This is a genomic window from Aminobacter sp. HY435, from assembly GCF_027568395.1.
Lineage (GTDB): Bacteria > Pseudomonadota > Alphaproteobacteria > Rhizobiales > Rhizobiaceae > Aminobacter.
The window spans coordinates 460,830-483,701 of sequence record NZ_JANKZL010000001.1 but is presented as its reverse complement, the minus strand read 5'-3'; the positions used below and the strand labels follow the sequence as shown (position 1 = coordinate 483,701).

At 63.4% G+C, this 22,872-nt stretch carries 23 protein-coding genes and 1 riboswitch; of the genes, 20 read left to right on the top strand and 3 right to left on the bottom strand.

Going from position 1 to position 22,872, the window contains the following annotated elements; all coding sequences use genetic code 11:
- Positions 1–86: 86 nt before the first annotated feature.
- The 3 genes from cobW to PCJ21_RS02330 form a co-directional block, all read right to left on the bottom strand.
- Positions 87–1,124, bottom strand: a complete 1,038-nt coding sequence (cobW, locus tag PCJ21_RS02340; protein WP_269929763.1) for a cobalamin biosynthesis protein CobW — start codon at positions 1,122–1,124, stop codon at positions 87–89.
- Entirely contained in the window at positions 1,121–1,483 is a 363-nt protein-coding gene (locus PCJ21_RS02335) for a DUF1636 family protein (RefSeq protein WP_269929820.1), read from the bottom strand. The genes cobW and PCJ21_RS02335 overlap by 4 nt, the downstream gene beginning before the upstream one ends.
- Positions 1,484–1,595: 112 nt before the next feature.
- Positions 1,596–1,801, bottom strand: a riboswitch (cobalamin riboswitch).
- A complete protein-coding gene (locus tag PCJ21_RS02330) occupies positions 1,797–3,023 on the bottom strand; it encodes a winged helix-turn-helix domain-containing protein (protein ID WP_269929762.1) in 1,227 nt (408 codons plus the stop codon). It overlaps the preceding riboswitch by 5 nt.
- A gap of 340 nt (positions 3,024–3,363) precedes the next feature.
- Here PCJ21_RS02330 and PCJ21_RS02325 point away from each other — a divergent pair, with 340 nt between their 5' ends.
- From PCJ21_RS02325 to PCJ21_RS02230, 20 genes are all read left to right on the top strand, one after another.
- Positions 3,364–3,729, top strand: a complete 366-nt coding sequence (locus PCJ21_RS02325; protein ID WP_269929761.1) for an NADH-quinone oxidoreductase subunit A — start codon at positions 3,364–3,366, stop codon at positions 3,727–3,729.
- The gene (locus PCJ21_RS02320) at positions 3,720–4,301 is read left to right on the top strand and encodes a NuoB/complex I 20 kDa subunit family protein (RefSeq protein ID WP_269929760.1); all 582 of its coding nucleotides are present in this window, start codon (positions 3,720–3,722) and stop codon (positions 4,299–4,301) included. The genes PCJ21_RS02325 and PCJ21_RS02320 overlap by 10 nt, the downstream gene beginning before the upstream one ends.
- Before the next feature lie 6 nt (positions 4,302–4,307).
- Positions 4,308–4,913, top strand: coding sequence for an NADH-quinone oxidoreductase subunit C (locus PCJ21_RS02315; protein ID WP_269929759.1), 606 nt, complete (start codon positions 4,308–4,310; stop codon positions 4,911–4,913).
- A 9-nt stretch (positions 4,914–4,922) separates the two neighbouring features.
- On the top strand, positions 4,923–6,113 hold the full coding sequence (locus tag PCJ21_RS02310; protein WP_269929758.1) for an NADH-quinone oxidoreductase subunit D: 1,191 nt from the start codon (positions 4,923–4,925) through the stop codon (positions 6,111–6,113).
- Complete coding sequence (locus PCJ21_RS02305; RefSeq protein ID WP_269929757.1) at positions 6,114–7,232, top strand: NADH-quinone oxidoreductase subunit E; 1,119 nt, start codon at positions 6,114–6,116, stop codon at positions 7,230–7,232. It abuts the gene before it with no gap.
- An 11-nt stretch (positions 7,233–7,243) separates the two neighbouring features.
- Positions 7,244–8,551 (top strand): NADH-quinone oxidoreductase subunit NuoF, encoded by a 1,308-nt coding sequence (nuoF, locus tag PCJ21_RS02300; RefSeq protein WP_269929756.1) that lies wholly within the window; start codon positions 7,244–7,246, stop codon positions 8,549–8,551.
- Positions 8,548–8,856, top strand: coding sequence for a hypothetical protein (locus tag PCJ21_RS02295; RefSeq protein WP_269929755.1), 309 nt, complete (start codon positions 8,548–8,550; stop codon positions 8,854–8,856). Before nuoF ends, PCJ21_RS02295 begins: the two co-directional genes overlap by 4 nt.
- 99 nt (positions 8,857–8,955) lie before the next feature.
- The gene (locus tag PCJ21_RS02290) at positions 8,956–9,657 is read left to right on the top strand and encodes an NADH-ubiquinone dehydrogenase (RefSeq protein ID WP_269929754.1); all 702 of its coding nucleotides are present in this window, start codon (positions 8,956–8,958) and stop codon (positions 9,655–9,657) included.
- A gap of 78 nt (positions 9,658–9,735) precedes the next feature.
- Complete coding sequence (nuoG, locus tag PCJ21_RS02285; protein WP_269929753.1) at positions 9,736–11,817, top strand: NADH-quinone oxidoreductase subunit NuoG; 2,082 nt, start codon at positions 9,736–9,738, stop codon at positions 11,815–11,817.
- An 8-nt stretch (positions 11,818–11,825) separates the two neighbouring features.
- Positions 11,826–12,869 (top strand): NADH-quinone oxidoreductase subunit NuoH, encoded by a 1,044-nt coding sequence (gene nuoH / locus PCJ21_RS02280; RefSeq protein WP_269929752.1) that lies wholly within the window; start codon positions 11,826–11,828, stop codon positions 12,867–12,869.
- Entirely contained in the window at positions 12,869–13,360 is a 492-nt protein-coding gene (gene nuoI, locus PCJ21_RS02275; RefSeq protein WP_269929751.1) for an NADH-quinone oxidoreductase subunit NuoI, read from the top strand. The genes nuoH and nuoI overlap by 1 nt, the downstream gene beginning before the upstream one ends.
- 127 nt (positions 13,361–13,487) lie before the next feature.
- Positions 13,488–14,108, top strand: coding sequence for an NADH-quinone oxidoreductase subunit J (locus PCJ21_RS02270; protein WP_269929750.1), 621 nt, complete (start codon positions 13,488–13,490; stop codon positions 14,106–14,108).
- Positions 14,109–14,110: 2 nt separating this feature from the next.
- Complete coding sequence (gene nuoK, locus PCJ21_RS02265; protein ID WP_269929749.1) at positions 14,111–14,419, top strand: NADH-quinone oxidoreductase subunit NuoK; 309 nt, start codon at positions 14,111–14,113, stop codon at positions 14,417–14,419.
- 10 nt (positions 14,420–14,429) lie between these two features.
- On the top strand, positions 14,430–16,415 hold the full coding sequence (gene nuoL, locus PCJ21_RS02260; protein WP_269929748.1) for an NADH-quinone oxidoreductase subunit L: 1,986 nt from the start codon (positions 14,430–14,432) through the stop codon (positions 16,413–16,415).
- Entirely contained in the window at positions 16,415–17,920 is a 1,506-nt protein-coding gene (locus PCJ21_RS02255) for an NADH-quinone oxidoreductase subunit M (RefSeq protein ID WP_269929747.1), read from the top strand. Before nuoL ends, PCJ21_RS02255 begins: the two co-directional genes overlap by 1 nt.
- A 15-nt stretch (positions 17,921–17,935) precedes the next feature.
- Complete coding sequence (gene nuoN, locus PCJ21_RS02250; RefSeq protein WP_269929746.1) at positions 17,936–19,372, top strand: NADH-quinone oxidoreductase subunit NuoN; 1,437 nt, start codon at positions 17,936–17,938, stop codon at positions 19,370–19,372.
- A gap of 4 nt (positions 19,373–19,376) precedes the next feature.
- On the top strand, positions 19,377–20,204 hold the full coding sequence (locus tag PCJ21_RS02245) for a biotin--[acetyl-CoA-carboxylase] ligase (RefSeq protein WP_269929745.1): 828 nt from the start codon (positions 19,377–19,379) through the stop codon (positions 20,202–20,204).
- Between the two features lie 22 nt (positions 20,205–20,226).
- Positions 20,227–21,897, top strand: coding sequence for a ribonuclease J (locus PCJ21_RS02240; protein ID WP_269929744.1), 1,671 nt, complete (start codon positions 20,227–20,229; stop codon positions 21,895–21,897).
- Positions 21,898–21,990: 93 nt separating this feature from the next.
- The gene (mce, locus tag PCJ21_RS02235) at positions 21,991–22,395 is read left to right on the top strand and encodes a methylmalonyl-CoA epimerase (RefSeq protein ID WP_269929743.1); all 405 of its coding nucleotides are present in this window, start codon (positions 21,991–21,993) and stop codon (positions 22,393–22,395) included.
- Entirely contained in the window at positions 22,392–22,661 is a 270-nt protein-coding gene (locus tag PCJ21_RS02230; RefSeq protein ID WP_269929742.1) for a DUF1467 family protein, read from the top strand. The genes mce and PCJ21_RS02230 overlap by 4 nt, the downstream gene beginning before the upstream one ends.
- Positions 22,662–22,872: the final 211 nt, after the last annotated feature.

The window sequence follows — 22,872 nt, the reverse complement described above, 5'->3', positions numbered from 1 at the left end:
AGGCAGGTCCAAACGTCGGTGATCTGCTCTCCTCGAGGGGGAGAGGTCGACCGAGCGTAGCGGAGGTCGGGTGAGGGGGCATTGGTTCAGCCTACCAGGATGCGCTCGATGGCCGGGCGGTCGAGGCCCTTGAGGCCGATCACCACCAGGCGCGAGCGACGGTCGTCCAGGGGCGTCCAGGCGCGGTCGTAATAGTGGTTGACGCGCGGGCCGACGGCCTGGACGAGCAGGCGCATCGGCTTGCCGCCGACATCGACGAAACCTTTCACGCGCAGCACATTCTCTTCCTCGGCGGCCGTTGCGACGCGCCTGGCCAGTTCGTCGGGGTTGGCAATCGACGGGATTTCGATGACGAAGGTGTCAAAATCGTCGTGCTCGTGGTCGAAGGCGCCGTCATGATGGGTCTTGCGGTTTTCGATGTCGTCCTCGACGGCGAGGCCGAGCCCAAGCAGCACCGACGGGTCGACCCTGCCATGCGCCGACGGCACGATCTTGACGGCGCGGGCGAGATGCTCGCCGACGATGGCGCTGGCGCGAGCGTGGCCGGCCTCGTCGAGCAGGTCGCTCTTGGACAGGATGATGAGGTCGGCGCAGGCGACCTGATCCTCGAACACTTCCTCGACCGGGTCGTCGTGGTCGAGCGAATCATCAGCGCTGCGCTGGGCCGCAAGCGCTTCCATGTCGGATGCGACCTTGCCTTGGGCAAGTGCTGGGCCGTCGACCACGGCGATGACGCCATCGACCGTCACACGGCTCTTCACGCTCGGCCACTGGAAGGCCTGGACCAGCGGCTTGGGCAGCGCCAGGCCCGAGGTCTCGATCAGGATGTGGTCAACCTTGGGCGTAAGCGACAGGATCTGGTCGAGGGCGGGCACGAAGTCGTCGGCGACGGTGCAGCAGATGCAGCCATTGGCCAACTCGACAATGTTTTCCTCCGGGCAGGCGTCGACGCCGCAGCCCTTGAGGATCTCGCCGTCGATGCCGACATCGCCGAACTCGTTGACGATGATGGCCAGGCGCTTGCCCTTGGAATTCTCTAGGATGTTGCGCAGCAGCGTGGTCTTGCCGGCGCCGAGAAAGCCGGTGACGACGGTGCAGGGAACGCGTTCGACGGAGGCGGTCATTTGTCTTCCTTGATGAAAGCGAGGGGAGGAATGCGCGCGATGAGGCCGCGCTTGAGACTGTCCGGACGGCCGCGCCAGGGGATGAGGCCGTCGGTCGAGGTGGCGAAAAGCTTCGCGCCGGCGACGAGGTCTTCGCCCGAGGATGGGTTGAGATCGCCGAAGACGTAGCTCCACGCGCCGTCGCGGATGAGGGCGGCGCTAAGGCGGCGCTTGCAGTTGCCCAGGCACTCGACGCCGCGCACGGCGATATTTTTGCCGTTGGCCGCGAGCCGGGCATCTTCGGCCAGTCTTGCGCCGGCGCGGGGATGGGCGTCCGAGCCGGTTTCGTCGCGGCAGGAGGAACAGACGAGGATGGTCACGTCGCAAGTGCGCGCGTCGGCTGCATCGCAGGATGCGTCGGATGATGCGACCGGGAGGTTGTCGTCGAAGTCCAAATCCAGGCTCCTTGCCCGGGACACCCGCCAGGCGATCGGATCAATGTTGCAGACGGCAGGTCTCCTGGCTCGCGAGTCTTAGCCTTCGCGCCGCCTTCCCGGGAGGATTTCCCAGTGGTAACCGGACTTGGCTCGTCGCTTACAGTTGCGGGGACAGCCGCGGATTTGGCGTCGAAGCGCCGCACCGCATTCCCTCTTAGCCTCCGCCGTTGCGGGCGAAGGACCGTCTGTGGGCGATTTAGGCTTTCGTGAGGGGAGGAGTCAACGCGGACGAGCGACCAACGATGTCGCTCAGTGCCGGCCCGAGGTCACCGGCGGGCGTCACCTCGATGCGTTCGAGGCCGAGCCAGTCGCGCATCTGCTTGAGCTCTTCGTAAAGTTCAGCCGCGGTGTCCGGCGGCGCGCAGGGCTCCGAATAGGCGGCATGGACGCGCAGGATCCCGGCAGGACGGTCGGCCTTGAGGTCGATGCGGGCGACGATGCGTTCGCCGAGCAGGAAGGGCAGCACGTAGTAGCCGTACTGGCGCTTTTCCGCAGGGGTGTAGATCTCGATGCGGTAGCGGAAATCGAACAGCTGTTCGGCGCGCGTGCGCTCGAAAACGAGCGGATCGAAGGGCGCGAGCAGGGCGCGGGCATGAACCTTGCGCGGAATGCGGGCATCGGCGTGAAGATAGGCCTGCCGGTCCCAGCCTTCGACGCGTACGGGAATCAGTTCGCCCATCTCGACCAGTTCCTCGAGCCGGCCCTTCATGTCGGCAGGCGACAGGCGGAAATAGTCGCGCAGGCAGATGCCAGTCGCCACGCCATGGGCGCGAGCCGAGATGCGTAGCAGTTCGCGGTGCGCGTCGGCGGCTGCCGGAACCGGACTGTTGTAGATGGCGGCCGGCAGGACCCGTTCCGGCAGGTCGTAGAGGCGCTCGAAGCCGCGGCGGGAATGGGTGGTGATGCGACCGGCCCAGAACAGCCATTCGAAGGCGTGCTTCTCGCGGCTCCAGCCCCACCAGCCGCCGGCGCCCTTGGAGCCTTCGATGTCGGAAGCAGCGATCGGACCGCGGTCGACCACCTGGCCAAATATCTCTTCTATGTAAGGCCTGTTTGCACGGCCGAACTTGGCAAGCCCGCCATACATGCCGTCCTCGGCCCGCGCCATGCGCCAGCGCAGCAGCGGAAAGGTCTCCAGCGGCAGCAGCGACGCCTCATGCGCCCAGTACTCGAACAGCAGGCGCTTGCGGGTCTGCATGGCGTCATCGAGCAGCGCCATGGGGTAGGGGCCGAGTCGTGCATAGAGCGGCATGTAATGGGCCCGCACCACCGCACTGACCGAGTCGATCTGAAACAGGCCGATACGGTCGAGCACGCGCTGCAGGTGACGCCGCGTGATCGCGCCGGTGGGGCGCGGGTCGGCGAAACCCTGTGCTGCCAAAGCTATACGGCGGGCGCTCGAAAGCGATAATTTTTCTCTCATTGCGGCAAGCTATCGCAGTCCGTGTTGGTGTGACGCAAGGGCATCGGAATCAGTATTCCGCTGCAAGGCTAGCAGCAGCGCGGTTCCAGGCTTGTCAGGAGATAAAAGTGGAGTAAAAAGAGAAGGAAATCAAACAGGAGCAACACACACTGGATTTTGGTCCAGCGGTGGGCTTTGCCTCCTTTTGGACAAGGTTGGGCTTGCTTCGCCCGACCGCCTGCGCTAACCGTCGCCGCATTGCAGCACGACCGTTTCGTCTGGCCGGCGAGATCCGTCGCGCTTCCGGAAACGGATCCCGTGCTGTAAATCTGGTGGATAGGCCACCAACGGAATTCGCAGCATGAGCGCTCTCCTGAGTTCGTATCTGCCCATCGTCATCTTTATCGGTGTGGCACTACTGGTCGGCATCGCCCTTATCGTGGCGCCCTTTCTTGTCGCCTACCGCAGTCCGGACCCGGAAAAGCTGTCGGCATACGAGTGCGGTTTCAACTCGTTCGACGACGCCCGCATGAAGTTCGACATCCGCTTTTATCTGGTCTCCATCCTGTTCATCATCTTCGATCTCGAAGTGGCGTTCCTGTTCCCGTGGGCGGTGGCGTTCCGCGAGATCGGCATGCTCGGCTTCTGGTCGATGATGGTCTTCCTGGGCGTGCTGACCATCGGCTTTATCTATGAGTGGAAAAAGGGAGCGCTGGAATGGGATTGAACGACGCCTCCGGCACCCTGATCGCACCGAAGCCGAAAGGCATCATCGATCCGAACACCGGCAAGCCCATCGGCTCCGACGACGCCTTCTTCGGCGATCTGAACAGCGAGCTGTCCGACAAGGGCTTCCTCGTCACCTCGTCCGAGGCGCTGATCACCTGGGCGCGCACCGGCTCGCTGATGTGGATGACCTTCGGCCTGGCCTGCTGCGCCGTCGAGATGATGCACATCTCAATGCCGCGCTATGACGCCGAACGCTTCGGCATCGCGCCGCGCGCTTCACCGCGCCAGTCGGACGTGATGATCGTCGCCGGCACGCTGACCAACAAGATGGCGCCGGCGCTGCGCAAGGTCTACGACCAGATGCCGGAGCCGCGCTACGTCATCTCGATGGGCTCGTGCGCCAATGGCGGCGGCTACTATCACTATTCCTATTCGGTGGTGCGCGGCTGCGATCGCGTCGTGCCTGTCGACATCTACGTTCCCGGCTGTCCTCCGACCGCCGAAGCGCTGCTCTACGGCATCCTTCTTCTGCAGAAGAAGATTCGCCGCACCGGCACGATCGAGCGGTGAGCCCAGATGAGTGAAGCCCTGAACGACCTTGCCGCCTATGTCGCGGAAAAGCTCGATGTCGAGATCGTGGAAAGCGTCGTCGCCTATGGCGAGCTGACGCTGACGGTGAACGCTGCCGACATCGTCGATACCCTGACCTTCCTGCGCAGCGACGTGCAGTGCCAGTTCGTATCGTTCATCGATGCCGCAGGCGTCGACTATCCGCAGCGCCGCAACCGTTTCGACGTCGTTTATCACCTGCTGTCGCCGCGCCAGAACCTGCGCATCCGCGTCAAGGTCAGCACGGACGAGGACACGCCGGTTCCGTCGATCACCTCGGTCTATCCCGGCGCCGACTGGTTCGAGCGTGAAGCCTACGACATGTACGGCATCCTGTTTTCGGGCCATCCCGACCTGCGTCGTCTTCTGACTGACTACGGCTTCGAGGGGCATCCCCTGCGCAAGGACTTCCCGCTCACCGGCTTCGTCGAGGTTCGCTACGACGACGAGCAGAAGCGCGTTGTCTACGAGCCGGTCGAGCTCAAGCAGGAATTCCGCAATTTCGACTTTTTGTCTCCCTGGGAAGGCACCGAATACGTGCTGCCGGGTGACGAAAAAGCCAAGACGAATTGAGGCGGCGACATGGCTGAAACCTCCGTCCGCAACTTCAACATCAACTTCGGCCCGCAGCATCCGGCGGCGCACGGCGTTCTGCGCCTGGTGCTCGAACTCGATGGCGAAGTCGTCGACCGCGTCGATCCGCATATCGGCCTGCTGCACCGCGGCACCGAAAAGCTGATCGAGCAGAAGACCTATCTGCAGGCCGTGCCCTATTTCGATCGTCTCGACTACGTCGCGCCGATGAACCAGGAACATGCCTTTGCGCTGGCGGTCGAGCGCCTGCTCGGCCTCGAAGTGCCGAAGCGCGGCCAGATCATCCGCGTGCTCTACTCCGAGATCGGCCGCATCCTGTCGCATCTGCTCAACGTCACGACGCAGGCGATGGACGTCGGCGCGCTGACCCCGCCGCTGTGGGGCTTTGAAGAGCGCGAAAAGCTGATGGTGTTTTATGAACGCGCCTGCGGCGCGCGCATGCACGCAGCCTATTTCCGGCCCGGCGGCGTCCATCAGGATTTGCCGCAGAAGCTGGTCGAGGACATCGGCAAGTGGATCGATCCGTTCCTGCAAACGGTGAAAAACCTCGACGACCTGCTGACCCCGAACCGCATCTTCAAGCAGCGCAACGTCGACATCGGCGTGGTCTCGCTCGAAGACGCATGGGCCTGGGGTTTCTCGGGCGTGATGGTGCGCGGTTCGGGCGCTGCCTGGGACCTGCGCAAGAGCCAGCCTTACGAATGCTACTCGGAGATGGATTTCGACATTCCGATCGGCAAGAACGGCGACTGCTACGACCGCTACCTGATCCGCATGGAAGAGATGCGCCAGTCGGCGAAGATCATGCGCCAGTGCGTCGATCTTTTGCTCGGCAAGGAAAGCGTCGGCCCGGTCTCGAACATGGACGGCAAGGTCGTTCCGCCGAAGCGCCAGGCAATGAAGCGCTCGATGGAATCTCTGATCCATCACTTCAAGCTCTACACCGAAGGCTACCGCGTGCCGGCTGGCGAGGTTTATGCGGCCGTCGAGGCGCCGAAGGGCGAGTTCGGCGTCTTCCTCGTCTCCGACGGCACCAACAAGCCATACCGCTGCAAGCTGCGCGCGCCAGGCTTCGCCCATCTCCAGGCGATGGATTTCCTGTGCCGCGGCCACATGCTGGCGGATATCTCAGCCGTTCTCGGCTCCCTCGACATCGTGTTTGGTGAGGTCGACCGCTAAATGTCAGTCCGCCGTCTCGCAGAAGCCAGCGTCCAGCCCGCGTCCTTCGCCTTCAACAAGGCGTTCACCGCGCAGGCCAAGACCTGGATCAAGAAGTACCCCAAGGGCCGCGAACAGTCGGCCGTCATCCCGCTGCTGATGCTGGCGCAGGAACAGGACGGCTGGGTGACCAAGGCTGCCATCGAGCATGTCGCCGACATGCTTGATATGCCTTACATCCGCGCGCTGGAAGTGGCGACCTTCTACACCCAGTTCCAGCTCAAGCCGGTCGGTACGCGCGCCCACATCCAGGTTTGCGGCACCACGCCGTGCATGCTGCGCGGCTCGGAAGAGCTGATGGATGTCTGCCGCTCGAAGATCCATCACGACCAGTTCCACACCAATGAGGCGGGCACGCTGTCGTGGGAAGAGGTCGAGTGTCTCGGCGCTTGCGTCAACGCACCGATGGTCATGATCTTCAAGGACACCTACGAGGACCTGACGCCGGAGCGCCTGGCCGAGATCATCGACCTGTTCGAGGCCGGCAAGGGCGAGCAGGTCAAGACCGGTCCACAGACCGGGCGCGAGTTTTCCTCGCCGTTGACCGGTTTTACTGCGCTCAAGGACGAGAAGTCGGTTCTCAAGACCACCCGCGACAAGGAAGCCAAGGCTGCTTCGAAGGCTGCAAGGGCCGCCGCAACGGAAGCAACCGTGCCGCCGTCCAATGCGGCTGCACCAAAGACCGACGCGATCGAGACCAGCCCGGCCGTCAAGTCGCCGTCGAAGGTCAAGGCGGCTCCCGCTGCCGAGAAGGCCGCAAGCGTCGCCGCACCGAAGGCTGCGGCCAAGCCGTCGCTCGAGGACAAGAACCGGCCGGCTGGCATCGCCCGTCCGACCGCTGTCGACGACCTCAAGCTGATCTCGGGCGTCGGCCCGAAGATCGAAGGCACGCTGCACGAACTCGGCATCTTCACCTTTGCCCAGGTGGCGGCATGGAAGAAGGCCGAGCGCGAGTGGGTCGACGGCTACCTGAATTTCAAGGGCCGCATCGAGCGTGACGACTGGGTCAAGCAGGCCAAGGCTCTCGCCAAGGGCGGCGTGGCCGAATACATCCGCGTCTTCGGCAAGAAGCCGGTCTGAGGAGCGCAACCATGCTTGAAGACAAAGACCGCATTTTCACGAACATCTACGGCCGCTTCGACAAGTCGCTGGCCGGGGCGATGTCGCGCGGCGCCTGGGATGGCACCGCCGGCATCATCGAGAAGGGCCGTGAGTGGATCATCAACGAGATGAAGGCTTCGGGACTGCGCGGCCGTGGCGGCGCCGGCTTCCCGACCGGTCTCAAATGGTCGTTCATGCCCAAGAGCAATCCCGACGGGCGTCCGTCCTACCTGGTCGTCAACGCCGACGAATCCGAGCCCGGCACCTGCAAGGACCGCGACATCCTGCGCCATGACCCGCATACGCTGGTCGAGGGTTGCCTGCTCGCCGGTTTCGCCATGGGTGCGGTTGCCGCCTACATCTACGTGCGCGGCGAGTTCATCCGCGAACGCGAGGCGCTGCAGCGTGCCATCGACGAGGCCTATGAGGCCAAGCTGATCGGCAAGAACAACAAGAACGGCTACGACTTCGAGATCTACGTCCACCACGGCGCCGGCGCCTATATCTGCGGCGAAGAAACCGCGCTGCTGGAAAGCCTCGAGGGCAAGAAGGGCCAGCCGCGCCTGAAGCCGCCGTTCCCGGCCAATGTCGGCCTCTACGGCTGCCCGACGACGGTCAACAACGTCGAGTCGATCGCCGTCGCGCCGACCATCCTGCGCCGTGGCGCTGCCTGGTTCTCGGGCATCGGCCGTCCCAACAACGTCGGCACCAAGCTGTTCATGCTGGTCGGCCATGTGAATACGCCCTGCACGGTCGAAGAGGCCATGGGCATCACCTTCCGCGAGCTGGTCGAAAAGCATGGCGGCGGCATTCGCGGCGGCTGGGACAACCTGCTGGCCGTGATCCCCGGCGGCGCGTCGTGCCCGGTGGTCAAGGCTGAAGACATCATCGATTGCCCGATGGATTTCGACGGCCTGCGCGAGAAGAAGTCGTCCTTCGGCACGGCCGCCGTGATCGTCATGGACAAGTCGACCGACATCGTGAAGGCGATCGCGCGTCTTTCCTACTTCTTCAAGCACGAGAGCTGCGGCCAGTGCACGCCGTGCCGCGAGGGCACCGGCTGGATGTGGCGCGTCATGGAGCGTCTGGTGCGCGGTGAAGCGCACAAGCGCGAAATCGACATGCTGCTCGACGTCACCAAGCAGGTGGAAGGCCATACGATCTGCGCGCTGGGCGATGCGGCCGCATGGCCGATCCAGGGCCTGATCCGCAACTTCCGCCCGGAGATCGAGCGGCGCATCGATGAGTTCTCGCGCAACGCGCACCGCAGCGAGCCGGTGCTGGTGGCGGCAGAATGACCAAAACGAGCCGACTCTTTGCTGTTGCGCACGTGGCATTTTGGCTTGCCATGGCTGCTGCTGCATATGCAAAGGCTGGTTCGTATACGTTCGCGAGCTGTTGGGGATTGCTCCTTCTTTTGCCAATGCCCGTGGTGCTGGGCTGCGGAGCTATTGCGTTGGCTGTGCTGGCAAATGGGATGTTCAGGCCAAAGGCGCGCGAGGCAAAAGGCTATCTGGCGGCGTTGAATGTGGTGATCTTGGTTGGCGGGCTCGCTGGAGCTTTGTTCGCAGGCAGGGAAGGCGGGCCGTACAACTGTCTTTGAGTTTGTGCGGTTTGTGAGAATCAGAAAGTGCGGGCCAAAGGCCCGATACAGGAAACGGACAAGGCAGAGGCGAACGGCGAAGGCGACAAGGAGCTACCAATGTCGACATTTCCCATTCCCGAAAGTGCAGTGCCTGAGATGGAACGTTTGGAGCAGATGAACAGGGACTTCGTGGCGATGTTGCCAAAGGACTTTGCCGGTACGGCAAATCTGATGGTACACCCCGCCGCCGGAATCGCTGCTGCTTCGGCACTGGGTGTCGGCCTCGCCAGTCACGCCATGGGCGTCTGGATCGGGGCCGTAACTGGTGCATCGGAGGCTGCGCAGCGGCTGTTTTCGCCTGATTTCGGCGATTTCGGCGGCCAAGCGCAGTCGACGCCCGTGCAAATGGCATCGAAGCGGGCCGAAGCGACGACGGCTTCACTGATCGCCGAGGTGAAAACCCTGGCGCGGAAGCTGGAGAAGGCCGAGGCGAAGCCGGTGGTTGCCGCCGTCGAGCCCGTGGACATCGAGGTTGCAGCTGCCGAAGAGGTGGCGGCGGGGCTCCAGCCTGAGGATTTCAGGCAGCCCGCAGCGATCGAAAGGCCGCAAACGCCTGACGATCTCAAGGCGATTTCGGGCATCGGCCCGAAGCTGGAGCAGGTGCTGAACGGCCTTGGCATCTGGACGTTCGGCCAGATCGCCGGCTGGACGCCGCAGGAAGTGGCCTGGGCCGACGACTATCTCGGCTTCAAGGGCCGGATCGGTCGCGACGACTGGATAGGGCAGGCGGCGACGCTTGCAGGCGGCAGGACCGCTTGAATTGTGGATTTCGGGGCGCGGCGCCAGCCGCGCTCCCAGCAGGACGGAATGCGGATCATCCGCGGGATTTGAGGCGCTATGGCAAAGCTTAAGGTCGACGGGAAAGAGATTTCGGTACCCGACCACTATACGCTGCTGCAGGCGGCGGAAGAGGCGGGCGCGGAAGTGCCGCGCTTCTGCTTCCATGAGCGGCTCTCGATCGCCGGCAATTGCCGCATGTGCCTTGTCGAGGTGAAGGGCGGGCCGCCCAAGCCGGCGGCGTCCTGCGCCATGGGCGTGCGCGACCTGCGCCCCGGCCCGAACGGCGAAGCGCCTGAGATCTTCACCAACACGCCGATGGTCAAGAAGGCCCGCGAAGGCGTGATGGAGTTCCTGCTCATCAACCACCCGCTCGACTGCCCGATCTGCGACCAGGGCGGCGAATGCGACTTGCAGGACCAGGCGATGGCCTTCGGGCTCGACGGTTCGCGCTACAACGAAAACAAGCGCGCCGTCGAAGACAAGTATATCGGCCCGCTGGTCAAGACGATCATGACGCGCTGTATCCACTGCACGCGCTGCGTCCGCTTCACCACTGAAGTCGCCGGCATTTCCGAGCTCGGCCTGATCGGCCGCGGCGAGGACGCCGAGATCACCACCTATCTCGAACAGGCGATGACCTCCGAACTGCAGGGCAACGTCATCGACCTGTGCCCGGTCGGCGCGCTTACCTCGAAGCCCTACGCCTTCCAGGCGCGTCCGTGGGAACTGAGCAAGACCGAATCCATCGACGTGATGGACGCTGTCGGTTCGGCGATCCGCGTCGACACGCGTGGCCGCGAAGTGATGCGCATCATGCCGCGCATCAACGAGCAGGTGAACGAGGAGTGGATCTCCGACAAGACCCGTTTCATCTGGGACGGCCTGCGCACGCAGCGCCTCGACCGTCCGTATGTGCGCAAGGACGGCAAGCTTCTGCCCGCGACCTGGGCCGAAGCCTTCGCCGCCATCAAGGGCACCGTCGCCAAGACTTCGGCCGAGCGCATCGGCGCCATATCAGGCGACCTCGCGACCGTTGAGGAAATGTACGCGCTGAAGCAGCTGATGACCTCGCTCGGCTCGAAGAACATCGACTGCCGCCAGGATGGCGCAGCGCTCGACCCTTCGCTCGGCCGCGCCAGCTACATCTTCAACCCGACCATCGAGGGCATCGAGCAGGCCGACGCGATCCTGATCATCGGCGCCAACCCGCGCTTCGAGGCTTCGGTGCTCAATGCCCGCATCCGCAAGCACTGGCGGGCCGCCAACGTGCCGGTCGCCGTCATCGGCGAGATCGGCGACACGCGCTACCAGTACGAGCAGCTCGGTTCCGGCCCGGACACGCTCAAGGATCTGGCCGAAGGCAACGGCAAGTTCTTCTCGGTTCTCAAGAAGGCATCGAACCCGCTGATCATCGTCGGACAGGGCGCGATCGCACGTGCCGATGGCGCAGCGGTTCTCGGCCAGGCGGCCAAGCTAGCCACCGCGGTCAAGGCCAGCCGTGCTGACTGGAACGGCTTTGCCGTCCTGCACACTGCTGCCGCGCGCGTCGGCGGTCTCGACGTCGGCTTCGTGCCGGGCGAGGGCGGCAAGAACGTGGCTGCGATGCTCGGCGATGCCGATGTTCTGTTCCTGCTCGGCGCCGACGAGATCGACATGTCCAAGGCCGGCGGCGCCTTCGTGGTCTATGTCGGCACGCATGGCGACAATGGCGCCCACCGCGCCGACGTCATCCTGCCGGCTGCCGCCTATACCGAGAAGTCCGGCACCTATGTCAACACCGAGGGCCGCGTGCAGCAGACGACCCGCGCCGGTTTCGCGCCGGGCGAGGCGAAGGAAGACTGGGCGATCCTCAGGGCGCTGTCCGACGTGCTCGGCCACAAGCTGCCCTTCGACTCGCTGCCGCAACTGCGCGCCAGGCTCTATGCGGAGTACCCGCATCTCGCCCGCATCGACGCAGTCGAGGCAGGCAACAGCGATGATATCGCCAAGGTCGCCAAGCTCGGCGGCCGGCTGAACAAGGGCGTCTTCACCTCCGTGGTGAAGGACTTCTATCTCACCAACCCGATCGCACGCGCGTCGGCGGTGATGGCCGAATGTTCGGCACTGGCCAAGAACGGCTTCAAGCAGGCGGCGGAGTAAGGGCTGTCATGGATACCTTTTTCTCCTTCTACGTCCTGCCGGCGCTGATCATCCTCTTGAAGTCGGTCGTCCTGATCGTCGTCCTGCTGATCTTCGTCGCCTACATCCTCTATGCCGACCGCAAGATCTGGGCTGCCGTGCAGCTGCGCCGCGGTCCGAACGTCGTCGGTCCCTGGGGCCTGCTGCAGGCTTTCGCCGACCTTTTGAAGTTCGTCTTCAAGGAGCCGGTGATCCCGTCAGGCGCCAACAAGGGCGTATTCCTGCTTGCGCCTGTCGTCTCGGCGGTTCTGGCGATCTCGGCATGGGCGGTGATCCCGGTCAGCGAGGGCTGGGCCATCGCCAACGTCAATGTCGGCATCCTCTATGTCTTCGCCATCTCCTCGCTCGAGGTCTATGGCGTGATCATGGGCGGCTGGGCCTCGAACTCGAAATATCCGTTCCTCGGCGCGCTGCGCTCGGCGGCACAGATGGTGTCGTATGAAGTCTCGATCGGCTTCGTCATCGTCTGCGTGCTCTTGACCGCCGGCTCGCTCAACCTGACGGACATCGTGCTGTCGCAGGGCGACGGCATCGGCACCAGCCTCGGCCTGCCGAACTCGTTCCTCGACTGGAACTGGCTCGTGCTGTTTCCGATGTTCGTGATCTTCTTCATCTCGGCGCTGGCCGAGACGAACCGCCCGCCCTTCGACCTGGTCGAAGCCGAGTCGGAACTCGTAGCCGGTCACATGATCGAGTATTCGTCGACGCCGTTCCTGCTGTTCTTCCTCGGCGAATACGTGGCCATCGTCTTGATGTGCGCGCTGACGACGATCCTGTTCCTCGGCGGATGGCTGCCGCCGTTCGACTTCGCACCTTTCACCTGGGTTCCCGGCGTGATCTGGTTCGTGCTCAAGGTCTGCATGGTGTTCTTCATGTTCGCCATGGTGAAGGCCTTCGTGCCGCGCTACCGCTACGACCAGCTGATGCGCCTGGGCTGGAAGGTGTTCCTGCCGATCTCGCTGGCGATGGTCGTCATCACCGCCGCCGTCCTCAAGCTTTCGGGAGCAGCATGATGTCCGCGCTAGCCCAAGCCGCCAAATCGCTGCTGCTGAAAGAGTTCGTCGGCGCGTTCTTCCTGTCGATGCGCCAGTTCTTCGCGCCGAAGCCGACGCTGAACTATCCGCACGAAAAGGGTCCGGTCAGCCCGCGCTTCCGCGGCGAACACGCGCTGCGCCGCTATCCCAACGGCGAGGAACGCTGCATCGCCTGCAAGCTGTGCGAGGCGATCTGCCCGGCGCAGGCCATCACCATCGAGGCCGGCCCGCGCCGCAACGACGGCACACGCCGCACGGTGCGCTACGATATCGACATGGTGAAGTGCATCTATTGCGGCTTCTGCCAGGAGGCCTGCCCGGTGGACGCCATCGTCGAGGGGCCGAACTTCGAATTCGCGACGGAGACGCGCGAGGAGCTGTACTACGACAAGGACAAGCTGCTCGCCAACGGCGACCGGTGGGAGCGCGAGATCGCGCGCAACATCGCAATCGACTCGCCGTACCGCTAAGGCTTGAAAGTGGACGGGCCGGTACGGCTCGTCTAAGGAACGCGCGGCCAGCTCCGGAGGCGGAGCGAGGACGTGAACAGGGCAGGGCGCACAGGCGCGCTGACCGAAAGGAAACCCGGGGGAACCCATGCTCAACGGACTTGAAGCGGTATTTTTCTACCTCTTCGCCTTCATCGCGGTGGCGTCGGCCTTCATGGTCATTTCGGCGCGCAACCCGGTTCACTCGGTGCTCTACCTGATCCTGACGTTCTTCAACGCGGCGGGCCTGTTCCTTTTGACCGGCGCCGAGTTCCTGGCGATGATCCTGCTCGTCGTCTATGTCGGCGCGGTGGCGGTGTTGTTCCTGTTCGTCGTCATGATGCTCGACGTCGACTTCGCCGAACTCAAGTCGGGCGCGCTGCAATATGCGCCGATCGGCGCACTGGTCGGCCTCATCCTCGCCGCCGAACTGATCGTGGTGACCGGCGGCTACGCATTCGCGCCGAAGCTGGCGACTGCTGTCGCACAGCCGACGCCAGATATCGCCACGCGCCACAATACGGCAGCACTCGGCGACATCCTGTACACAGACTACATCTACTTCTTCCAGATCGCCGGCCTCGTGCTTCTGGTCGCCATGATCGGCGCCATCGTGCTGACGCTGCGCCACAAGCCGAACGTCAAGCGCCAGAGCATTCCGGCTCAGGTCGCCCGCACGCCGGCTACCGCGATCGAGGTCAAGAAGGTCGAGACGGGCAAGGGAATCTGACCATGGTTGTCGGCATCGCGCACTATCTCACGCTATCGGCTGTCATGTTCACGCTTGGCGTGTTCGGCATCTTCCTGAACCGCAAGAACGTCATCGTCATCCTGATGTCGATCGAACTCATCCTGCTTGCGGTCAATATCAACTTCGTGGCGTTCTCGGCCCAGCTCGGCGATCTCGTCGGACAGGTGTTTGCGCTGTTCGTGCTGACGGTTGCTGCTGCCGAAGCGGCAATCGGGCTTGCCATTCTGGTCGTATTCTTCCGCAACCGCGGCTCCATCGCGGTCGAAGACGTGAACATGATGAAGGGCTGACGGGACTAACATGTACCAGCTAATCGTCTTCCTTCCGCTCGCAGGTTTCCTGATCGCAGGCCTGTTCGGCCGCGCCATCGGAGCCAAGGCTTCCGAATATGTCACCTCCGGTTTCCTGGTGGTGTCGGCGGTGCTGTCCTGGGTGGCCTTCATCAATGTCGGTATCGGCCACGCCGAGGCGTTCACCGTGCCGGTGCTGCGCTTCCTCGACGTCGCCGGCCTGCAGGCCGACTGGGCGTTGCGCATCGACACGCTGACCGTGGTCATGCTGGTCGTGGTCAACACGGTGTCGTCGCTCGTGCATATCTACTCGATCGGCTACATGCACCACGATCCGCATCGGCCGCGCTTCTTCGCCTATCTGTCGCTGTTCACCTTCGCGATGCTGATGCTGGTGACCTCGGACAACCTCGTCCAGATGTTCTTCGGCTGGGAAGGGGTGGGCCTCGCGTCCTACCTGCTGATCGGTTTCTGGTACAAGAAGCCGTCCGCAAACGCCGCGGCCATCAAGGCTTTCGTCGTCAACCGTATCGGCGACTTCGGCTTCCTGCTCGGCATTTTCGGCATTTTCGTTCTGTTCGGCTCGGTCAATCTGAGCACGATCTTCGCCAATGCTGCCGGCTACCTGCCGGCCGAGGGCGCCGATCACGGCGATACCGTGCTCGTCTTCCTGGGTTACGCACTCGACAAGCATGTCGCGGTCACCGTGGTCTGCCTGCTGCTGTTCATGGGCGCCATGGGCAAGTCCGCCCAGGTGCCGCTGCACACCTGGCTGCCGGACGCCATGGAAGGCCCGACGCCCGTGTCGGCGCTGATCCACGCGGCGACGATGGTCACCGCCGGCGTGTTCATGCTGGCGCGCCTGTCGCCGGTGTTCGAACTGTCGCACTCGGCGCTGACGGTCGTGACCTTCATCGGCGCGTTCACCGCATTCTTCGCGGCAACCGTCGGCCTGGTGCAGAACGACATCAAGCGCGTCATCGCCTATTCGACCTGCTCGCAGCTCGGCTACATGTTCGTGGCGCTCGGCCTCGGCTTCTACTCGGCTGCGATCTTCCACCTGTTCACGCACGCCTTCTTCAAGGCGCTGCTGTTCCTGGGATCCGGCTCGGTCATCCACGCCGTTTCCGACGAGCAGGACATGCGCAAGATGGGCGGCCTGCGCAGGCTGATCCCGTCCACCTACTGGATGATGGTCATCGGCACGCTTGCCCTGACCGGCGTCGGCATCCCGGCGACGATCATCGGCACCGCCGGCTTCTTCTCCAAGGATGCGATCATTGAAGGTGCGTTCGTCGGCCACAACGCGGTTGCGATCTTCGCCTTCATCGCCCTGGTCATCTCCGCCTGCTTCACCAGCTTCTATTCGTGGCGGCTGATTTTCATGACCTTCCACGGCAAGCCGCGCGCCACCGCCGACGTCATGCACCATGTGCATGAATCGCCGCCGGTGATGCTGGTGCCGCTGTTCATCCTGGCTGTCGGTGCGCTGTTTGCAGGCGTCGTGTTCCACGATTACTTCATCGGCGAAGCCTATGCCGAATTCTGGAAGGGCGCGCTGTTCACGCTCGACACCAACCACATCCTGCACGACTTCCACAGCGTGCCGATGTGGGTGAAGCTTGCGCCATTCGTTGCGATGCTGTCGGGATTTGTCGTCGCCTACATCTTCTACATCCGCTCGCCGGAGGCTCCGAAGGTGTTGGCTCAGCGCCACCGCGGCCTGTATGCCTTCCTGCTCAACAAGTGGTACTTCGACGAACTCTATGACTTCCTGTTCGTTCGTCCGGCCAAGTGGCTCGGCCGCTTCCTGTGGAAGCAGGGCGACGGCTGGCTGATCGACGGCTTCGGCGCAGACGGTATCTCGGCGCGCGTCGTCGATGTAACCAACCGTGTCGTCAAGCTGCAGACCGGCTACCTCTACCACTATGCCTTCGCCATGCTGATCGGCGTGGCGGCCCTAGTTACCTGGATGATGCTTGGGAGCTCCTTCTGATGTCCGGCGTTCCCATTCTCTCGCTGATCACCTTCCTGCCGCTGGTCGGTGCGTTCCTGATCCTTCTGATCAGGGACGACGGTGATGCGGCGCGCCGCAACATCCGCAATGTCGCGCTGCTGACCACGGTGTTCACCTTCGTGGTGTCGCTGCTGATCTGGTTCTATTTCGACGACGCCGAGACCGGCTTCCAGTTCGTCGAAAAGATGGCCTGGCTCGACTCCGGCATTTCCTACCACATGGGCGTGGACGGCATTTCGATGCTGTTCGTGATCCTGACCACCTTCCTGATGCCGCTGTGCATCCTGGCAAGCTGGGAGTCGGTGGAAAAGCGCGTCAAGGAATACATGATCGCGTTCCTGATCCTGGAAACGCTGATGATCGGCGTTTTCTGCGCGCTGGATATCGTGCTGTTCTACGTGTTCTTCGAAGCCGGCCTGATCCCGATGTTCATCATCATCGGCGTCTGGGGTGGCAAGCGCCGCGTCTATGCCAGCTTCAAGTTCTTCCTCTACACGCTGCTCGGCTCGGTGCTGATGCTTCTGGCCATCATGGCGATGTTCTGGCAGGCGGGCACGACCGACATCCCGACGCTGATGGCGCATGACTTCCCGGCCAGCATGCAGACATGGCTATGGCTGGCCTTCTTCGCCTCGTTTGCGGTGAAGATGCCGATGTGGCCGGTTCATACCTGGTTGCCCGACGCGCACGTCGAGGCGCCGACAGCCGGTTCGGTCATCCTGGCGGGCATCCTGCTGAAGATGGGCGGCTACGGCTTCCTGCGCTTCTCGCTGCCGATGTTCCCGCTGGCCTCGGACTTCTTCGCGCCGTTCGTGTTCACGCTTTCGGTCATCGCCATCATCTACACCTCGCTGGTGGCGCTGATGCAGGAAGACATGAAGAAGCTGATCGCCTACTCGTCGGTCGCCCACATGGGCTACGTCACCATGGGCATCTTCGCGATGAACGAGGCGGGCGTGCAGGGCGCGATCTTCCAGATGCTCAGCCACGGTTTGGTTTCGGGCGCGCTGTTCCTCTGCGTCGGCGTCGTCTACGACCGCATGCACACCCGCGAGATCGCGGCCTATGGCGGCCTGGTCAACAACATGCCGAAATACGCTGTCGCCTTCCTGATCTTCACCATGGCCAATGTCGGTCTGCCCGGCACTTCCGGCTTTGTCGGCGAGTTCCTGACGCTGTTCGGCATCTTCCAGGTCAACACCTGGGTGGCGCTGTTCGCGGCCACCGGCGTCATCCTGTCGGCTGCCTATGCATTGTGGCTCTACCGCCGCGTGATCTTCGGCGCGCTGACCAAGGAAAGCCTCAAGGGTCTGTTCGACCTGTCGGTCCGCGAGAAGGTCGTCCTTTATCCGCTGGTGATCCTGGTGATCTTCTACGGCGTCTATCCGACGCCCGTCTTCGATGTCACGACGGCATCGGTGAAGGCGTTGATCAACAACGTAACCGTATCGATCGATGCCGCGCAGACCGCGGCGGCGAACTAAGGGGTTTTGCGAACCATGACGCCCGAACTCCTTTCGAGCCTCTCTCTCTCCGCTCCGGAGCTGATCATCGCCGTCGGCGCGCTGGCGCTGCTGATGGTCGGCGTGTTCTCCGGCGAGCGGGCCAACACCACGGTGACCGGCCTTGCCGTTGCGCTGCTGATTGCCGCCGGCGCCTGGATGCTGGTGTTCGGCCATGACGGCGCGGCATTCGGCACGGCCTTCATTTCCGATCCGTTCGCCCGTTTCATGAAGCTTCTGACGCTGCTTGGCGCGGTCGTGACGCTGATCATGTCGGTTGGCTTCGCCAAGGCCGAGAAGTTCGACAAGTTCGAGTTCCCGGTACTGGTCATGCTGGCGACGCTGGGCATGCTGCTGATGATCTCGGCCAACGACATGCTGGCACTGTATCTCGGCCTCGAGCTGCAGTCCCTGGCGCTCTATGTCATTGCCGCGATCAACCGCGACAATGTGCGGTCGACCGAAGCCGGCCTGAAGTATTTCGTGCTGGGCGCGCTGTCCTCGGGCATGCTGCTCTACGGCATCAGCCTGGTTTACGGCTACACCGGTCACACCTCGTTCGAGGCGATCGCTGCTGCTCTCACCGGCGGCGAGCGTCAGCTCGGCCTGGTGTTCGGCCTGGTGTTCGTGCTGGCCGGCCTGTGTTTCAAGATCTCGGCGGTTCCGTTCCACATGTGGACGCCCGACGTCTATGAGGGGGCGCCGACGCCGGTGACGGCATTCTTCGCCGCTGCCCCCAAGATGGCGGCAATGGCACTGATTGTTCGCGTCACCATGGGCGCCTTCGAGCCGATCGGTTCGGACTGGCAGCAGATCATCGTGTTCATTTCGATCGCCTCGATGGTGCTCGGCTCGTTCGCGGCGATCGGCCAGAGGAACATCAAGCGCCTGATGGCTTATTCGTCGATCGGTCACATGGGTTACGCGCTGGTCGGCCTTGCCGCCAACAGCGAAGCCGGCGTGCGCGGCGTGGTCATCTACATGCTGATCTACCTCGTGATGACGCTTGGCACCTTCGCCTTCATCCTGGCGATGCGGCGCAAGGACGGCAATGTCGAACAGATCTCCGATCTCGCCGGCCTGTCCTCGACCAATCCGATGATGGCGACGATCCTGACCATCCTGATGTTCTCGCTGGCCGGCATTCCGCCGCTCGCCGGGTTCTGGGGGAAATGGTACGTGTTCCTTGCGGCAATCGACGCCAATCTCTACGCACTTGCGATCATTGGTGTCCTGGCTTCGGTGGTCGGCGCATTCTACTACCTGCGCATCATCAAGGTCATGTGGTTCGATGAGCCGGTTGGCGGCTTCCAGCCGATGGCCGGCGAGCTTCGCCTGGTGCTCGGCCTGTCCGGCGCGTTCGTCCTGTTCTACGTGCTGATCGGCGGTCCGATCGGCCAGATGGCGAGCGCTGCTGCCAAGACCTTCTTCTGACGGCATGCGGTTCCAGCTCGCACCGACAGCCGTCGCCGACGGTTTCCGCCTGGAAGCCCACGAGACGGTCGGGTCGACCAACGCGCTGGCCATAGAACGCGCGCTGGCCGGCGATCCGGGCAAGCTCTGGATCGTCTCGAAGAAGCAGGAGAGCGGACGCGGCCGGCGTGGTCGCGTCTGGGCGACGCCCGAGGGTAACCTCGCCGCGACGCTGCTCAAGGTTCTCGACCACGACCTGCAACATGCGGCGACCCTCGGATTTGTCGCCGGTCTTGCCCTTGCCGATGCGCTCGACGCCGTTGCCCCCAACGCTCGCTTTTCGGTCGGCGTCGATGGCGGCACGGGCCAGGGCATCAAGCGTTTCGAGCTGAAGTGGCCGAACGACGTCCTGGCTTCAGGCGCCAAGATGGCGGGCATTCTTCTTGAGTCCACGCTGCTGTCGCAGGGGCGCCTGGCCATCGGCATCGGCATCGGCGTCAATGTCGTCGCCCATCCGAGCGACGTGCCGTACCCGGCGACGTCTCTTGTAACCCTGGGCTCGACCGTCGACGCCGAGACGCTGTTTCTGGCGTTGTCGGATGCGTGGAGCGACAATGAACGCATCTGGGCCGAAGGCCGGGGGCTGGCAGCCATTCGCAAGCGCTGGCTTGCTCGGGCGGCTGGACTGGGCAGTGAAGTGGCCGTGCGCGTCGATGGAAATGTGGTACGCGGCGTCTTCGAAACCATAGACGAGGATTGCCGCTTCGTCATCCGTGACGCTAAAGGTGAAACGGTAAAGATCGCCGCGGGCGACGTGCATTTCGGCGCGGTTGCATCTGCCGGCGCGGCCTGAAAGGCCTGAAAGGATTTCTGGTATGGCGAAAGCGGAAAACGCCGAGCTCGTATTCGTGCCGCTCGGTGGCGTCGGCGAGATCGGCATGAACTTCGCCCTTTATGGGTTTGGCCCCGCGAACGCTCGCGAATGGATCATCATCGACGTCGGCGTGACATTCCCCGACGCGACGCTGCCCGGCGTCGACCTGGTGCTGCCCGACACGCGTTTCATCGAGGACGATCTGAAGAACCTGCGCGGCATCGTCATCACCCATGCCCATGAAGACCATTATGGCGCGCTGCTCGACACCTGGCCCAAGCTCAAGGCTCAAGTGTGGATGACGCCGTTCGCGGCGGGCCTGCTCGAAGCCAAGCGCCAGTCCGAGCAGGGTGCGCCGAAGATCCCGGTCACCGTCTACCGCGCCGGCGAGAAGTTTTCGATCGGCCCGTTCGAGATCGAGGCGATCGCGGTCAGTCACTCGATTCCCGAGCCGGTGTCGCTTGCGATCACCACGCCCGCCGGAACGGTGATCCACACCGGCGACTGGAAGATCGATCCGGCGCCGGAAATCGGCCCGATGACCGACGAGGCGCGGTTCCGCGCCTACGGCGACAAGGGCGTGCTGGCGCTGGTCTGCGATTCCACCAATGCGCTGCGCGAAGGCGACTCCCCGTCCGAGCAGCAGGTCGGGCAGGGCATCCGCAAGGTGATCGAAGAGGCCAAGGGCCGGGTCGCGGTCACCACCTTCTCGTCGAATGTTGGCCGCATCCGCTCGATCGCGGAAGCCGCGCGCGACGCCGGCCGCCAGGTTCTGGTCATGGGCCGTTCGCTCAAACGCGTCATCGATGTGTCGAGCGAGCTCGGCTACATGGATGGCTTGCCGGAGTTCGTCTCCGAAGAGGATTACGGCTACATCCCGCGCGAAAACCTCGTCGTCATCTGCACCGGCAGCCAGGGCGAGCCGCGCGCAGCCCTTGCCAAGCTTGCCCGCGACGAGATGAAGACGGTGGCGCTGTCGCCCGGCGACACGGTGGTGTTTTCGTCGCGTACCATTCCCGGCAACGAAAAGGCCATCCTCGAGATCAAGAACCTGCTCATCGACCAGGGCATGAAGATCATCGAGGACGGCGACGCGCTGGTGCACGTCTCCGGCCACCCGCGCCGCAGCGAGCTCAAGCGAATGTACGAATGGGTTCGTCCGCGCATCGGCGTGCCGGTGCATGGCGAGGCAGCCCATCTGGTCGGCCAGGGGTCGCTGATGGCGATGTGCGGCATTCCCGAAGTGGCGCAGATCCGCGACGGCGACATGCTGAGGCTGTGGCCGGGCGCCGCCGAGATCATCGACCAGGTGCCTTTCGGTCGCGTCTTCAAGGACGGCAAGCTGATCGGCTCGGACGAGGAAATGGGCATCCGCGACCGGCGCAAGCTGTCATTTGCCGGCCATGTTGCGGTCAATGTCGTGCTCGATGACAAGTACGAGTTGTCTGGAGACCCCGATCTGGTTGCCATCGGCGTGGCCGAAGCGGACGCCGGCGGCGACGCTCTCGAAGAGTTGATGCTCGATGCGGCAATAGGCGCCGTGGACTCGATACCCCGCGCGCGCCGAAAAGACCTCGACCTGGTCCAGGAAGCTGTTCGTCGCGCGGTGCGAGGTGCTGCCAACGAAGCCTGGGGCAAGAAACCGCTGGTGACTGTGTTCGTCACAAGGTGAGCGAATGGGCGTAGCGCATGGCGAATAGAGCGATCCGCGATCGTCTCTTCCAATTGCCTGCTCACCATTCGCCATTCGCTGGGATTTGGATCAATGCTTGGACGCCTCAATCACGTTGCCATCGCCGTGCCTGACCTCGCTGCGGCGAGCGCGGTCTATCGCGACACCCTCGGCGCCAAGGTCACCGAGCCTCAGGCATTGCCCGAGCATGGCGTGACCGTGGTGTTCATCGACGTCGGCAACACCAAGATCGAGCTGCTCGAGCCGCTGGGCGAGAACTCGCCGATCGCGGCGTTCCTGGCCAAGAGCCCATCCGGCGGCATGCATCACGTCTGCTACGAGGTCGACGATATCCTCGCGGCGCGCGACCATCTCAAGGCCTCGGGCGCCCGCGTGCTTGGCGACGGCAATCCCAAGACCGGCGCGCATGGCAAGCCGGTGCTGTTCCTTCACCCGAAGGACTTCCAGGGCACTCTGGTCGAATTGGAGCAGGCATGACCTGGATTTCAATCGCCGCGATGTATTTCGTCTTCTGGTGGCTGACGCTGTTTGCCATCCTGCCTTTCGGGCTGAAGACGCAGGACGACGACAAGGATGTGACGTTGGGGACCGAGGCGAGTGCTCCGCGCGGCCCGCACATGCTCCGCGCCATGCTTTGGACGACAATTGTCACGGCGGTGCTGATGGGCGGCTTCTACGGCGTCACCAAGGGACTCGGCTACAACTTCGACGACATCCCCAACCTGTTGCCACGCTCCAACTAGTCTAGCGCATCGGCCCGAAAATCGGACCCGATTTTCGCAAAGCACGATGCGCCAACTCAGTAAGTTTGAGCGCCGGCGTTGCGCCATGGTGCTTGAGCATCGCGTTGCAAGTAGATGTAAATGCAAAAAAAAAGCAAGGCACGAAGCCTTGCAATTTAAACGCGTCCGATCCGCTTTCCGTTATCCGGCGGCTGCGAGTTACCGCGCCTAG